The 13,690-nt window shown below is 39.5% G+C and carries 18 protein-coding genes and 3 pseudogenes; 7 read left to right on the plus strand and 14 right to left on the minus strand.

All coding sequences use genetic code 11. The features are described 5' to 3' along the window. Positions 1-92: 92 nt before the first annotated feature. Positions 93-344 (plus strand): TIGR03643 family protein, encoded by a 252-nt coding sequence (locus FTT83_RS09975; protein ID WP_373456126.1) that lies wholly within the window; start codon positions 93-95, stop codon positions 342-344. Here FTT83_RS09975 and FTT83_RS09980 read toward each other — a convergent pair. From FTT83_RS09980 to FTT83_RS10020, 9 genes and pseudogenes are all read right to left on the minus strand, one after another. Then, on the minus strand, positions 341-493 hold the full coding sequence (locus FTT83_RS09980) for a DUF2256 domain-containing protein (protein WP_086197563.1): 153 nt from the start codon (positions 491-493) through the stop codon (positions 341-343). The genes FTT83_RS09975 and FTT83_RS09980 overlap by 4 nt on opposite strands. Before the next feature lie 3 nt (positions 494-496). After that, positions 497-2,020, minus strand: a complete 1,524-nt coding sequence (locus FTT83_RS09985) for a cryptochrome/photolyase family protein (RefSeq protein ID WP_086197562.1) — start codon at positions 2,018-2,020, stop codon at positions 497-499. Positions 2,021-2,328: 308 nt separating this feature from the next. Next, positions 2,329-2,820 carry a macro domain-containing protein gene (locus FTT83_RS09990; protein WP_086197561.1) on the minus strand — a complete coding sequence of 164 codons (492 nt, stop codon included), beginning with the start codon at positions 2,818-2,820 and terminating at the stop codon, positions 2,329-2,331. Positions 2,821-3,261: 441 nt separating this feature from the next. Next, entirely contained in the window at positions 3,262-3,579 is a 318-nt protein-coding gene (locus FTT83_RS16070) for a hypothetical protein (protein WP_251992257.1), read from the minus strand. Positions 3,580-3,681: 102 nt separating this feature from the next. Further along, positions 3,682-4,052: pseudogene (locus FTT83_RS10000) on the minus strand (DDE-type integrase/transposase/recombinase). A 57-nt stretch (positions 4,053-4,109) separates the two neighbouring features. Beyond that, positions 4,110-4,249: pseudogene (locus FTT83_RS10005) on the minus strand (MFS transporter); the annotation flags it as partial. Between the two features lie 213 nt (positions 4,250-4,462). Then, positions 4,463-5,545, minus strand: coding sequence for an FAD-dependent oxidoreductase (locus FTT83_RS10010; protein ID WP_180082215.1), 1,083 nt, complete (start codon positions 5,543-5,545; stop codon positions 4,463-4,465). Continuing rightward, positions 5,542-6,225, minus strand: coding sequence for a cupin domain-containing protein (locus FTT83_RS10015; RefSeq protein ID WP_180082216.1), 684 nt, complete (start codon positions 6,223-6,225; stop codon positions 5,542-5,544). Before FTT83_RS10015 ends, FTT83_RS10010 begins: the two co-directional genes overlap by 4 nt. After that, on the minus strand, positions 6,215-6,352 hold the full coding sequence (locus FTT83_RS10020) for a hypothetical protein (RefSeq protein ID WP_180175045.1): 138 nt from the start codon (positions 6,350-6,352) through the stop codon (positions 6,215-6,217). Before FTT83_RS10020 ends, FTT83_RS10015 begins: the two co-directional genes overlap by 11 nt. A 98-nt stretch (positions 6,353-6,450) precedes the next feature. On the opposite strand from FTT83_RS10020, the gene gcvA reads away from it, so the two are divergent. Continuing rightward, on the plus strand, positions 6,451-7,362 hold the full coding sequence (gcvA, locus tag FTT83_RS10025) for a transcriptional regulator GcvA (protein WP_180082217.1): 912 nt from the start codon (positions 6,451-6,453) through the stop codon (positions 7,360-7,362). A 100-nt stretch (positions 7,363-7,462) separates the two neighbouring features. Here the strand turns inward: gcvA and FTT83_RS10030 are convergent, their stop codons facing one another. After that, positions 7,463-8,782 (minus strand): glycosyltransferase family 39 protein, encoded by a 1,320-nt coding sequence (locus tag FTT83_RS10030; protein ID WP_180176564.1) that lies wholly within the window; start codon positions 8,780-8,782, stop codon positions 7,463-7,465. A gap of 178 nt (positions 8,783-8,960) precedes the next feature. Between FTT83_RS10030 and nudC the strand changes: the two genes are divergently transcribed. After that, entirely contained in the window at positions 8,961-9,734 is a 774-nt protein-coding gene (gene nudC, locus FTT83_RS10035) for an NAD(+) diphosphatase (RefSeq protein WP_180044183.1), read from the plus strand. A 188-nt stretch (positions 9,735-9,922) separates the two neighbouring features. Next, positions 9,923-10,030, plus strand: a complete 108-nt coding sequence (locus FTT83_RS10040; protein WP_373423532.1) for a helix-turn-helix domain-containing protein — start codon at positions 9,923-9,925, stop codon at positions 10,028-10,030. A 19-nt stretch (positions 10,031-10,049) separates the two neighbouring features. On the opposite strand, the gene FTT83_RS10045 is transcribed toward FTT83_RS10040, so the two are convergent. The 3 genes from FTT83_RS10045 to FTT83_RS10055 form a co-directional block, all read right to left on the minus strand. Continuing rightward, positions 10,050-10,247 (minus strand): hypothetical protein, encoded by a 198-nt coding sequence (locus FTT83_RS10045; protein WP_019837892.1) that lies wholly within the window; start codon positions 10,245-10,247, stop codon positions 10,050-10,052. 64 nt (positions 10,248-10,311) lie between these two features. Further along, positions 10,312-10,539, minus strand: a complete 228-nt coding sequence (locus tag FTT83_RS10050) for a hypothetical protein (RefSeq protein ID WP_004761266.1) — start codon at positions 10,537-10,539, stop codon at positions 10,312-10,314. 102 nt (positions 10,540-10,641) lie between these two features. Continuing rightward, positions 10,642-10,857, minus strand: coding sequence for a cold-shock protein (locus tag FTT83_RS10055; protein WP_019837890.1), 216 nt, complete (start codon positions 10,855-10,857; stop codon positions 10,642-10,644). A gap of 633 nt (positions 10,858-11,490) precedes the next feature. Between FTT83_RS10055 and FTT83_RS10060 the strand changes: the two genes are divergently transcribed. Both FTT83_RS10060 and FTT83_RS10065 read left to right on the plus strand, forming a co-directional pair. Further along, positions 11,491-11,757, plus strand: coding sequence for a DUF1778 domain-containing protein (locus FTT83_RS10060; protein ID WP_166171925.1), 267 nt, complete (start codon positions 11,491-11,493; stop codon positions 11,755-11,757). Next, the gene (locus tag FTT83_RS10065; RefSeq protein WP_180176557.1) at positions 11,747-12,238 is read left to right on the plus strand and encodes a GNAT family N-acetyltransferase; all 492 of its coding nucleotides are present in this window, start codon (positions 11,747-11,749) and stop codon (positions 12,236-12,238) included. Before FTT83_RS10060 ends, FTT83_RS10065 begins: the two co-directional genes overlap by 11 nt. A 129-nt stretch (positions 12,239-12,367) precedes the next feature. Here the strand turns inward: FTT83_RS10065 and FTT83_RS10070 are convergent, their stop codons facing one another. Continuing rightward, on the minus strand, positions 12,368-13,255 hold the full coding sequence (locus FTT83_RS10070) for a heavy metal sensor histidine kinase (RefSeq protein WP_257234895.1): 888 nt from the start codon (positions 13,253-13,255) through the stop codon (positions 12,368-12,370). A gap of 51 nt (positions 13,256-13,306) precedes the next feature. Between FTT83_RS10070 and FTT83_RS10075 the strand changes: the two are divergent. Next, a pseudogene (locus FTT83_RS10075) lies at positions 13,307-13,597 on the plus strand (integrase core domain-containing protein); the annotation flags it as partial. Positions 13,598-13,690 lie beyond the last annotated feature (93 nt).

Below are 13,690 nucleotides of genomic sequence, written 5' to 3' on the forward strand. Positions count from 1 at the left end.
GACCAAAATACACAGAGACATAAATTTAAATTTTATCGCTCAATTTTTATTTTAAAAATCAAAGCAATCAGGGGTATGTGGTGCGTCAAGTAATTGAATATGTAGGAGCGGACCTGTCACGGATCATTGAAATGGCTTGGGAAGATCGAACGCCTTTTGAAGCCATCCAGCGTGAGTTTGGTTTGAATGAAGCGGCGGTGATCCGCTTGATGCGGAAAAATATGAAAGCATCAAGTTTTAAAATGTGGCGTGAACGGGTCACCGGCCGAAAAACCAAACATCTGCAACTGCGTTCACCCTATGTCATTCGGGCCTATTGTTCACGGCAGTATAAACGTTTCTAAGCACTTTGTTTTGGCCGCTGTCTGGACTCACGTTTACATCGTTCAGAACAGTATCTGACTTCCTCCCAGCAGCGTTGCCATTTTTTGCGCCAAGTAAAAGGGCGCAAGCAGTGGATACATATTTTTTCAGGGAGATGCTGTTTTTTCATCGTTTATAACTCATTGATCTGGCTAAGGAGCTGCTGGGCATGGCTTATAATCTGCTGCCGATCTTTAAGTTTATCCAGCTGCTGATAGATCATGCCCATACGTGGATGATTGCGGAATATCGCTTCATGCCGGATCATGAAATACCAGTACAGGCTGTTAAACGGACAGCTGTCCGGCTCGGTACGGGTTTTGACATTGTAGCTACAGTGCTTGCAGTAATCTGACATCTTATGGATGTAATTACCCGAAGCCGCATAAGGTTTGCTGGCCATCAAGCCTCCATCGGCATGCATCACCATGCCCAGCGTGTTCGGCAGTTCTACCCATGCATAGGCATCGGCATAGACGGCCAGATACCACTCGCTGATCTGCTCCGGGTCTACACCAGTTAACAGGGCAAAATTGCCGGTCACCATCAGACGCTGGATATGATGCGCATAGGCATGCTGAAAGGTATTGCGGAAACACTCCGCCATACAGTTCATCCGGGTACGGCCGGTCCAGTAAAATTGTGGCAGTGGGGCTGAGTGCTGCAGTGCATTACGGTTGGCATATTCCGGCATGTACAGCCAGTAAATCCCGCGGACATATTCGCGCCAGCCGAGAATCTGCCGGATAAAACCTTCCACTGCATTTAACGGTGCATGACCGGCATGGTGGGCAGCTTCTGCTGCATCACAGACTTCTCTGGGCAGCAGCAGGCCGCAGTTCAAATAAGGCGAGAGCAAGCTGTGAAACAGCGTGTCTGCCCCCTGAACCATGGCATCCTGATAGTCGCCAAAATAAGGTAAACTGTGATCAATGAAATGCTGCAATGCAAGCAGGGCATTACTACGTGTGGTGGCCCAGCGGAAATCGTCAAGGCTGCCAGGGTGATTGGGAAATTCGTATTCAACCAGTTGCAGCACCTCCAGATCAATCTGATCGCGTTCAAAATGCAGTGGTGTAGGCAATGGCGGACTGCCTGACCAGGCCTTGCGATTGGCACTGTCATAGTTCCACTGTTGTCCTACAGGCTGCTGTCCCTGCATCAAATAGCTGGTCTGCTTGCGCATTTCCCGATAAAAATATTCCATACGCAGTGTCTGGTAGCGGCTGGCCCATTTCCGGAACTGCTCTGGACTACAGAAAAAACGGTTATCATTCAGGCACTGTACCGGCAGTTGCAGCTGCTGGCTCCAGTGCTGTTCAATCTGCTGCTGCAAGCGGTATTCACCGCAGTGGGTTATCACCAGTTCTGTGACGGGAAATAGCTGTTGCTGCGCCTGCACGAAATCCAGCAGGCTACGAATCGGACTAGCAGGTTGAAAGGTGTGATAACGTACACGCCAGCCTTCAGCTTTGAGCTCTTTGGCAAAATGACGCATGGCACTAAAAATCAGGGCAATTTTCTGCGGATGATGGTTGACATATGTGACCTCCTCAACAACTTCAGCCATCAGGATCACATCCCGGGTACGGTCCAGCGCCTTGAGTGTAGCAAGCTGATGATGAAGCTGGTCACCCAGAATTAAACCGAAACGCATACTGATCTCAGAACCCGTGAAAGATAGCGTAGTCTAAATATAGTGACTTCAATTTTTTGTGAAAATATCGATCAGTAAAGTGATCCTAGACAATATTGTGGACAACCGATTCCTCTAAATTCTTAAAATATTTCTGTTCAAAGGTTTCAGGACTGAACAGTCCCGTAAAAGCTATTGCTAGATCCAGATTTTGAATATTCCCCCATAAAAATACCCCCTCTGAATGAAATATAAAGAGGGGGTATCAAATTGACTCACTCAATTTTATTAGTTTGGGAACAATTTATTTCCACAAGACAAGCGAACAATTAATGAGTTGGTTCGTCCGCTTTTACGCCTTTTTGGTACAAAGTATAGATATAAATTGGAATATTTAAGTCTTCTAAGTGCTTATAGATCAGTGGGCGTACATCTTCCCAGTCTAAACTGCCAACGCCTGTTGCAAGACGTGGTAACGCTAAACTTTCAATCTTCTCTTCTTCAATCAACTCTTTTAAGTTTTTCAAAGTACGGTTGACATATTCTGTCGATGCTTTACCTGGTTTGGAACCATTATCATAAGCCGCTTCTTGTGTCATCAGGTTGACGATACGTTGACCTTCAGCATTCACCCATGTCCATTGTTCTCCCGCTTTAGGATGATTAATATGGCAATAGTTACGGAAGTCTTTGTATAAGGCCGGCCAGTATTCACGCAGACTTAAAGCTAAACCTGTTGCAAAGTTATCATTTGGTGCAACACCGTGGGCAATTGCACGTGCATTACTCAGTAAAATATCTCCAGATACTTCATAAATCATAGATTTGACTCCTGTTTTAATGGTCTTGTTAAACTTCTCTTCTATATTCATTCTAGCTAGTCATTGCTATTTTTCTATCTAATTTAATAACCACTAAGTCTTTGCTAATTAATAAATTTTATAAAAATTTATGTTATAATTTTACAGGTAGAGCAATCCCATTTTTATTAAAAATTAGCATCAAAAAATTAATAAATTGGTTTAAAAATCAACCTATAAGTTGCTATATTCAGCTTAGCATTCTTTTCTGAAACTGGGTCTCATATCTGCTGCATTTGTTCTTAGACTTAAGTGCAATATAATTGAATCATTGGGTTTTTAAACCGAAAGAAAAAAGTTATGTTTCACTGGATGCTTACGTTTGTGCTAATTATTTTTACTAATATTCAGCCAAAAATTATAAAAAAGAATACTCGTATTAATTCTTTAAAGCAGCTCTCATCAAAAGAAATAAGCAAACACATACTGCCATAACCAAAGCAATAAGCGCATTACTCCCAAAATCACTGCTACATAGGCATGTAAGATCAAATAAGCAAAGCTAATCCAGCCACTTGCTCCATTGACCTCACTACCTTGATATTCGCACAACAGTACAAAAGCTACGGCAAATATTTCCATCATAATCATTGTATTCAAAACCCACGACCAAGGAAAATGCAGCAACCATACCCAAGCAATAAAAAGCAGAGCAACCGTGAGTAAAATCTTACTGAGCTGCCCCAATACTTGTAATTCCCTACCCGATTTATTCTGCATCTGTTTCCCTATCTAATCTTATTGAAGAAAGCTTATAGCATCATTATTTTGGGCACTGTTGCAAATAGGAATCTGAATCGATGATCTCCCTTTAAAAAAAGCTTAGAGACCAGACACCCTGTTGATTAGACACACTTCACCCTGAAAATTCCCATAATAAAATGACGAAGCCTGACCTTTATGTAGTGCATGCATGACCTCAATGCCCTTAATGGTAGCGTAAGCTGTTTTCATGGATTTAAACCCCAGCATGGCACTAATGATGCGCTTTAACTTACCATGATCGCATTCAATCACGTTATTGTGATATTTAATCTGCCTGTGCTCAAGGGTGGGCGGACATTTTCCTTCCTGTTTTAACCGTGATAAAGCACTTCCTGATGTTCACGATAGCTAATGCCATATTTACAATACCAGCGTACAGCCAAAAAAATGATTTCGCCCTGAAAATGCCGACGATGGAAGGGATTCATATGCTTAACCTGTAACTAAAAACGATTTAGCTTACCATTAGCGGCTATTTGCAACAGTGCCATCGGCAGTGTGGCAAGTGTCGGGGTATTGGCACCTGCCAAACCACCAATCGTCATCACCATCACTGAAACGGTCTGGAATAAAGATTGTGAGCTAGCCAGGATAAAACCTGACGGTGCATGGTATTTTGCAGCATAAGAGCGAAACCTAAATTTTTGGTGAATAAGCAACGAATGAGAGTTTTGGTATACAGTCGGTACAACCCAAAACTGGACTTGACCAGATTTCATTCTTGAATAAGTTTGCTGTGCCTGTTTCAGTGGGAATGTTTCATTCAACCATTTCCAAGTTGCCAAACCGGCTAACCTATATGACTTTTTAGATCTTGTGCAAAATGAGCTATCGTATTTCATACGTGTTGTTGAATACGCTGAATACCCACCTGAGCAGCATCAATTGCCCCTGCCAAATAGCCTGAATAGTGTCGTGACCATTCGCTGGCAATCCCAATAATACGGTTTGTCCCAATATGGTCATTCGGGGTATTTTCAGGTGCCATTCCATGAGAGCTAGCAGGGTTTTTCCAGTCTTCTTCGGTAGCGGTGAAAATGTCTGTTGACCAGTCTTTGATATATTCATCTTCGGGTGTTGCCGCCTCTAAACCAAACAGGCGAATCAGTTGTGCCCGACAATGTGCCATAAGCTCATGTTCACTGACTTTCTGGCGGACATTTGCAGGAATACCCAAGAAACCAAATAATGCAGCATAACCGTTAGATGTAGATGCATCGTGGATTTCACCCATAGGACCTACATGGCTACTGGCTTGACCAGACAAGCCCTGTTTTCTCCAAAATGCTTCAGGATAAACTGCTACATACTTGGCATGAGGTGCCATCCATGTAGCGGTCTTGTTCCACTGGCTCAATAGAGATGAAGGCAAGGCTGGAGAGAATAAAATCTGTTGAGCAGTGAGGCGAGGTGCTAGGGCAATCAGAACGTAATTCGCTTCAACACGCGTTTCGCTGCCGACTTGGTCTTGGCTGGTTAAATGAATACGTTCATGTTCCTGTTGGGTAATATGTGTGACCTGTTGTTGAGTCAGAATTTTTTGTGCAGGAATCTGTTGGGCTAAACCATGAATCAGGCTGCTCATTCCTCCCTCAAGGCGAATCGATTGCGTTGATTCCCATGGACTCGATAACTGTACCGGTGCTATTCCCCGTTTTTTTTCAAAGACGAACCTACCTGTATCAAACTGTTCATAAAAGGGAAGTTTGAGTTGTTGAACCAGTTGCATGAGTTCAGGGTTGAGTTCAGGCCAGATCCATGTTGCACCTAAATCAAATCCCTGCTCTGAATACACACGACCGCCTAAACGATCTCTTGCTTCTAGTACAATATAGTCTGTGATTTTGGCTTGTTCCAGTAAATAAGCAGCATATAGACCACTTAACCCTGCACCAATAATCGCAATCTTGGTCTGGATCATGACTGCTGCTCCACAAAATTTTGCGCAGAGGAAAGGTGGCCTGTTTTTACATACAGCGTTGCACCTGCTGCACTCGCGTAAAAGTGATGACTGCTTTGAATTGGTAAACGAACCCATGAACCTGCCAGAAAAGTTTCCCCGTTCATAATCAATTCACCCTGTATAACCAGAAGCTCTATACCCTTCAAGCTGTGTTCATCAAAGTTTTGATGTGGTTTAAGTTTTTCGAGATAGGTATGTTCATTATGAGATACATATAAGGGACAAATCAGACGTTGACCGATTGTTTGCCAGTTTTCAGACGCATGAGTATTGATACGTATCGTCTCGGTATGATCTTTGCTCATTTGCATGAGTTTGACAAAAATGAGTGTGCCATCTTCACTGGATGGGGTGTGTTTTGAACCGTCTGGATTGCGTAAATACCAGCCTGCTGGATAATGCTGATGGCCATTTTCAGTGAATGTTCCTGAAAGCACTAAAATTTCTTCACCTAAAGGATGCTCATGCTCTGGAAACATGGTTTGCGGTGCATAACGAACCAGACTGGTGGCACGGGCGGTTTCATTCCCCACTCGATCCAGCATGACCCGTTCAACTTCACCACGAGGTGATTTGACCCATTGATAATCGTTGGGTTTAACCACAGCCATCTGGGAAAAATCAGCATTAATCAACATGCTTTGTCTCATCCATTGTAATTTCTTTACCAATACCTGCACCACCACCAGTAACAATCACTACTTTCAAAGAAAATCTATTCATGACAATACGATCCTTTATCAAGTTGAATTTTTGCCCTGACATGTGCATGCTGTATGTCGTTCGTATAGATTGATTTTATGATTCATGTCTTATATAAACAAACGAGATAATCTTTTAATGATTGATAGAAAATCTTTAGAATGAAAACACCTGTATATCTCAATGCATTAAGGGCCTTTGAAGCCAGTGCCAGGCATCACAGTTTTTCGGCTGCTGCTGCCGAGCTGAATGTTACCCCTGCAGCAGTTGGGCAACTGGTTAAAAGTCTGGAAGATTATTTGGGTATCACCCTGTTTCAGCGAAGCACAGGGGGGAAGGCCCGCTTAATGGCAACTGAAGCAGCATTGATGGCATTGCCTGATATTCGTGCTGGGTTTGATAGGCTGACACTTGGAATGAAAAAATTACAGGCTCAAACCTCGACAGGAGTGTTAACCGTTGCCATTAGTCCAGCCTTTGCAGCGAAATGGTTACTACCAAGAATTGATAACTTTCAACAAGCCTATCCTGATATTGATATTCGACTGGATACCAATTTAAAGCCTGTGGATTTTGGTCGTCATGGAATTGATATTGCGGTGCGATATGGACAGGGGAGCTGGCCAGGATTAGTTGCAGAGAAATTAATGGATGAGGAGGTTTTTCCTGTCTGCTCACCAGCCTTTTATCAAAAATATCAGCAACAGTTACAACACGCTAAGAATTTATTAAATCTACCGTTAATCCATGATTTAACCATGGATGCCCATTCAGGTTTTACCACTTGGAATACATGGTTACAGTACAATCAGATTAGTAATCAACAGGTCCAGCGAGGGTTAAAAATCAATAATTCGGCTGCGGTATTACAGGCAGCCATAGATGGACATGGAATTGCTTTGGCGAGAAGTGTCATGGCAGCAGATGATTTAAAAACAGGACGTTTGCGGCGTTTATATCCAGAAATGAAATGCTCTTCCACATTGGCCTATCATATAGTGTATCGAGAAGAATGTCAGAATATGCCAAAACTGGTAGCATTTAAAATATGGTTGATGGGTGAAGCACTATGAATCAAACTACTTGCACTATTACAAATTGGACTGCTCCCAGTATCCTAGACATAAGGTAGCTCAGATAAAATGTGTCTAGGATACTAGTAATAGTCCAATATTATTTTTGTACCTGTTGAGGATAGTTCAAGAAATACACATCATAGTTACGGTAGTGCAATACTTGAGCATGAGGATTGCTATTTTTATAAGAGTTGGTACGAGCCAAGATCACGACCGGTTGTCCTGATTGTACTTTCTGAGCAAGATTTTTTTCAGACCAGCGATACTGTTTACGTTCAGGTTCAAACAGAAGACCATCTTTAATTTGAAATGCAGAACTGTCGAGACCAACATGTTCCCAGTCATCCACCAGATATACAGGTTTTTGTAAATTCATCAAGAATGGCACATCGTAAAAATAATAGTTGTAAAATGCGATGGTCGCATCAGGCGTTATATATTTCTGGAATGAAACTTGGGTGGCGTTGTTTTTTTGATCCAGAATTTTCACACCAAAACTGATGCTCATACATAGCACGACAACTGCAGCCAACACCAGTTTGAAATGAGAAATAAGCTGCTTTTGATAAGCAAGCATGAATAAAATAATGGAAATGATAACCGAGCCGCCGAGCCAGTACAGTTGTTCCATATTCACATTATTCAGGAACGATTTATCCTGTGCCCATACCGGTAATGTTGCAAAAGCAATACCAATAATTAGGACAAAAAATGTAGGTGACCATATCTGAAATTTATTAGCACGCTGATTTGCTAGTACACTATCAACCATAGTGGCAATTAAGATCGCTAAAGGAGCAGTTGCTGGCAAAATGTAACCTACCAGTTTTGATGGTGGAATAGAGAAAAATACCGTGACAGAGATAAACCACCATACCACCAAGATAAAAATTGGCTGACTAAGTTGCTGGGTTAAAGCTTGTTTAGAAAACTTGAACTGTGAAACAAATAACCAAGGCAAAAAGCTGAACATCAAGCAAAGCAGATAAAATGGCCATGGTTGCTGGTTGTTAAACTGATCGGAACTGAAGCGGCTAAATTGCTGGTCAATAAAGAAGTATTGCAGGAATGCCGGATACTTGAGATGAGCCAGATAAATCCATGGCATGGCAATCGTCAGGAAAATCAGTAAACCAATTGGATGTAACAGGGATGGGATTTTTTTCCATTGCTTGGTAAATAGTACCCAAGGCAAAATCACCATACCTGGAATGAGCACACCAATTAAACCTTTGGTTAAAAAGCCTAGGGCACAGGCAACATAACCAATAAACAGAATGTACTTTTTGCCGGAAAGGGTATAGTCAGCAAAACAGAATACGGTAATTGTCATCCAGCAGGCAACCAGCAAGTCATGGTTGACGTACTGACTGCTACCAAAAAACAGCAGGCTGGTGGCCAGAATAATAACAATGATTCCTTAATTCATAGGTGGTGTGAAAATTATGTGATTTTAATCAAAAAGATACAAATTATTATGGTTGTAATTCAGGCAGCTTGCGCCTAGTATCTGGGTAGAAGTTACTCCATGTAAGCTTCCTTAGTTTTGTCCCATACACCCCTCTGTATGGGATTTTTTTTAATCAGGGGATCGTATGAGCATGCATTCAAAAGCGTATATTTTTAGACAGCAGCAATTACTGGTGGATGACCATTTTCAGTTGCCGCAGGTAGAAAGACTGCAGCACGACCTGAACCTGTCGGAAAATGGCGAGATCATTGCCCGTGATCTGAAAGAAGATGAACCGGTGCCGGAAGGTTATCAGCTGGTGCCGATCAGACAATTGGTGCAAGTCTGGAGCAGACTACAGTTTGAACAGGCCAGCCGTGCGGTACAGTTACTGGAATGGCGCCGTAATCACCGCTTTTGCAGTAAATGTGGTCACGCCACCGAGCAGCATGCCACCCAGTATGCCATGGTCTGTCCATCCTGTGGCTATAACCAATATCCGCGGGTGAATCCCTGTGTCATTACTATCATTACCCGAGGTACAGATGAAATTCTGCTGGCAAAAAATGCCCGCAACAAAACCCAGATGTACAGCCTGATTGCCGGATTTGTCGAAGTTGGAGAAACCTTGGAAGAGGCAGTACGCCGTGAAACGCTGGAAGAAGTGGGGCTGCAAATCAAAAATATTCAATATCTAGCCAGTCAGCCGTGGCCGTTTCCCAGCAATCTGATGATGGCCTTCAAGGCAGAATATCACGCAGGGGAAATTCAGATTCAAGAAAATGAACTCAGCGATGCGCAATTTTTCAAATTTGATCAGTTCCCTGAGATTCCGTTCAAGGGCAGTATCGCCTATGCCATGATTCAGCATGTGATGCATGGAACGCCTGTTGCAGATGACAGCAAAGAATGGCTTTGAAATTTTGAACAAATTTAGTGGCGCATTCTCGCTCTTTTAAGGGCGAGTTAAGCCACTAGAAATTTAAAATTATTATATCAATCATAAAATATATAAAATGTTAATATATAGATATTATTTAGATTTTTGGCTTTTTTTTAGCTAAAATAGTATTGGATTCAAGTATCTAAATAGTAAATTTACTGATAATTTCAGGTGTTAAATTTGAAGCATATCTAACTCAGAAACAGAAGTTAATTCTGAGCCAGTGGATGGGGTATGCGAGATTAACCACATATGGAAACTCGTTGCTTTAGCTGCGAGTAGTTCATTGACTTAAATAATCTTGAAAATTTTTCCGCTAGAAGTACTTTGGAAAAACATTTCAAAGCTGGGGCGAATATCTTCACCATCCACAGTAATATATTTGACATGGGAACAAGACTGGCTAGCACTAAAATGGCGCTCAACCGTGGCCTGAATAGAATATTTGATACCGAATTGGTCTTTTACATTTAGATTTTGTTTAAACATTAGTTTACCTTTAATAAGATTATGGCAGAGCGGCTATTCAATTAATTAAGCAATATATTATTTTTTAAATAACTTTTTGATTTAGCTTAAATAATTGATTTAAAGACGTATAAAATGTACGACCATCTAAATTTAAATCTACCTCAATTCCCGATTCCAGCAAAACTCTTTTACCCACTTCAATTTCTTTAAAACCTTGACGTGTATTCTGCATTTTATTTAAAGGAATTAAAGAAACGATAATTTCAGTACCATTTTTAGATTTTGCAATTAATTCATTAACTTTTAACAATTTGTATCCTATTTTTATGATTTTTTTTCCAATATGGAAAAACAACTTTTTCTTTAAAATTAAAAAAGCACTGAGTAGTGCTTTTTCAACTCGTATTAGTGCTTATATGGCAACAATATTGACTGCATTCGGGCCTTTTTGACCCTGAGCAATACTAAATTCAACTTGTTGGCCTTCAAATAAGGTTTTAAAACCTGAGTTGGCAATTTCGCTGAAGTGCGCAAAAACATCTGGACCTGATTCTGGTTGAATAAAACCAAAACCTTTAGTTTCATTGAACCACTTAACGGTACCTTTAACAACATTTGAGTTTGACATAATAAATCCTACTGATTTTTTAATAATTTTTAGTCATTTTAGTGACTGAATATAACTTTGAAAATAATAAATAATGAAACTTAAAATCTGAAAAAAACGAAGAATTATGAATAAAACGACGATACTTAAGAGAGATTTAATGAAACAAGACTTTTTTCTAGTTGAGTTAACTATACCCTAAAAACAGGAATAATCAAGTTTTTTTATATGTATATTTAATTATCTTATTAAAAATCTAGTTATCTGACTGATTTATATATTTTATTGTAATTATAACCAAACAAAGTTAATCTAATTGGCCGATAAATTTGACCAGTAAATGAATGCGATTATATAGTTCTGTAATAATAATATTGATGTTTTTAATTTCAGGAATGATGATTTTTTTACATATGCACAAAGCTTAAGCTTATATCAGCCTTCAAATTTGACTCTATATTAATAATTACGAGATGTCAGAAAAAATCCCCCGAACCAAGGGTAGGACTAAATTCTACTCATTTTTGGTTCATAGTAGCCCACTGATTTTCCATTCAAATATTTCAAAACAAAATATGTAAATTTGAATCTTGAAGCACTACCTTAATCTGCTATAATTTGTACATCAAACTGATGTACTTATTGGTAAAAAATATGGCTAACTTAGCAACAGAAAGAATCAATGTTCGGTCAACAGTAGATGCAAAAAATGTGATTGAACAAGCTGCGAATTTATTGGGTCTCAGTGTGAGTTCCTTTATGATCCAATCCTCATTTGAACGAGCAAAAGAATTACTTAAATCTAATCATGAGTTAAAAGTGAATAATGCTGATCGTGATATGTTAATGAACATGCTTGAAAACCCACGCCCTGCAAATGATGAGATGAAAAATTTAATGAGTTTATTGGATGAAGATTGAGGTTTTACAAGCCCATCATCAAAAAAAATCATTTAATTGTGGGCAAGATGATTTAAATAAGTTCATAAAACAATACGCATCCCAACATCAGAAATCAGGAACAAGTAAAACGTATGTAGCGATTGATGACAATGATACACAGGTGAAAGGATTTTATTGTCTATCAAGTGCCTCTATAGGATTCGATGTAGTTGATGCTGTTCTCACTAAACGATTACCTCGTTATCCACTCCCTTGTGTGGTTGTAGGTCGCTTTGCCGTTGATCAACCAATTCAGGGGCGAGGAATTGGAAAAGTGCTTTTAGCACATGCTCTTAAACAAGTTTCAAAAGTTGCTCAAATTATTGGTGTTAATTTTGTTGTCATACATGCCAAAGATCAAAAAGCGATGGAGTTTTATCAGCGTTTCGGCTTTATTTCATTAACATCAAATCCATTAACATTAATATATCCAGTGAGTGAAATACCTAATTTTAATTAAAGTAGTAGTCTACTAGCAACAGGAGTGACTAGTAGATTAGGAACAAGAATAAGAGATTCAAGTTAATTTTAGATGGTCTAAAACATCCACAAGATCAAATTCTTATTTTTATAATTTTTCAATAATCGCTTAATATTTAATCCTTAAACGAAAGACAACCCCTTGTTGACTATTATGTACATTTGCTTCCCCATTATGTAACATCATGATGGATTTAACTATTGATAGCCCTAAACCACCAGTTTTTGCTTTGGAATGTCGACTACTATCAATTTGATAGAAACGCTCAAATAAATGATTCAAATGCTGTTTATCAATAAAAATATTTTTAGTTAACACTTCAATATCGACATAGTCTGCTGTAGATTTTGTTGTAATTACAATGTCTTGGTTTTCGAATCCATAATCAATGGCATTGATTAGAAGATTAGATAGCGCTCTTTTTAATAAATCTTCATTACCATATATTTGAATTCCTTGTTCTAACTCCAAAACAAATTTCATTTGTCTATCTTCAGCTAAGAATTCAAAATAATGCACCAATTCTAAAATAAGGTTGGATAAATCAATATTTTCTTTATCAATAATATAATCGCTGTGTTCAGAACGAGCGATGAACAACATATTGTTTATCATCTTACTGAGTCGTTCATATTCCTCAAGATGAGAATATAAAAGCTGCTCCAGTTCTTGGGGTGATCGAGATTGCATGAGCATAATTTGTGTTTGACCCATTAAATTATTTAAGGGGGTTCTTAGTTCATGGGCAATATCTTCGGAAAACCGGGCCAATTGATCATAATTAATTTGAATTTTTTCTAACATCGCATTCATTGCTGAACGGAGTTGCTCAACTTCAACGGTAGTACTTTTAGTTTCGATTCGCTGATGTGGGTGAGTGCCCTGAATTTTATGTGTTTGCTCAATCAAATTATTTAAAGATTTGAGTAAGTACAGACCCACCCAACGTCCGAGCAGGCTTGCCATGACAATGCCCAATAAACTATAAAGAATCAATTTCCGTAAATATTGATCTAGAGTAGATTGAGCTTCATCAAGTTGTGTGCCAGCAATCGTTTAGAAGCAGCAAATTTACGAGCATCAGTCGGTACGACCGGTGATTCATACGATAATGCTTTGGCTGAAACGGTGAATGGCTTATACAAAACAGAGGTGATTGAATATTTAAAAGCGGATTGGCAAGGTTTAGCGGATGTACAACTTGCGACACTAAACTGGGTAGATTGGTTCAATAAAAAGCGTGTACATAGTGCACTAGGTTATGTGTCACCTTTTGATTTTGAAGCAATGTACTATGATAAAATTAGGGACTGTTCTAAATTTTGTGTAAGTACTTAATTTTCATTTATCCTTCAGAGGATAATTACAAAAGGTACTTCACATGGATGAAGCAACAATCAAAAGTATGGCTGCCGAATTGGCTAAAGGTCT

Origin of the sequence: Acinetobacter sp. YH01018 (assembly GCF_013420295.1) — a bacterium.
In the GTDB taxonomy this organism is placed as follows: domain Bacteria; phylum Pseudomonadota; class Gammaproteobacteria; order Pseudomonadales; family Moraxellaceae; genus Acinetobacter.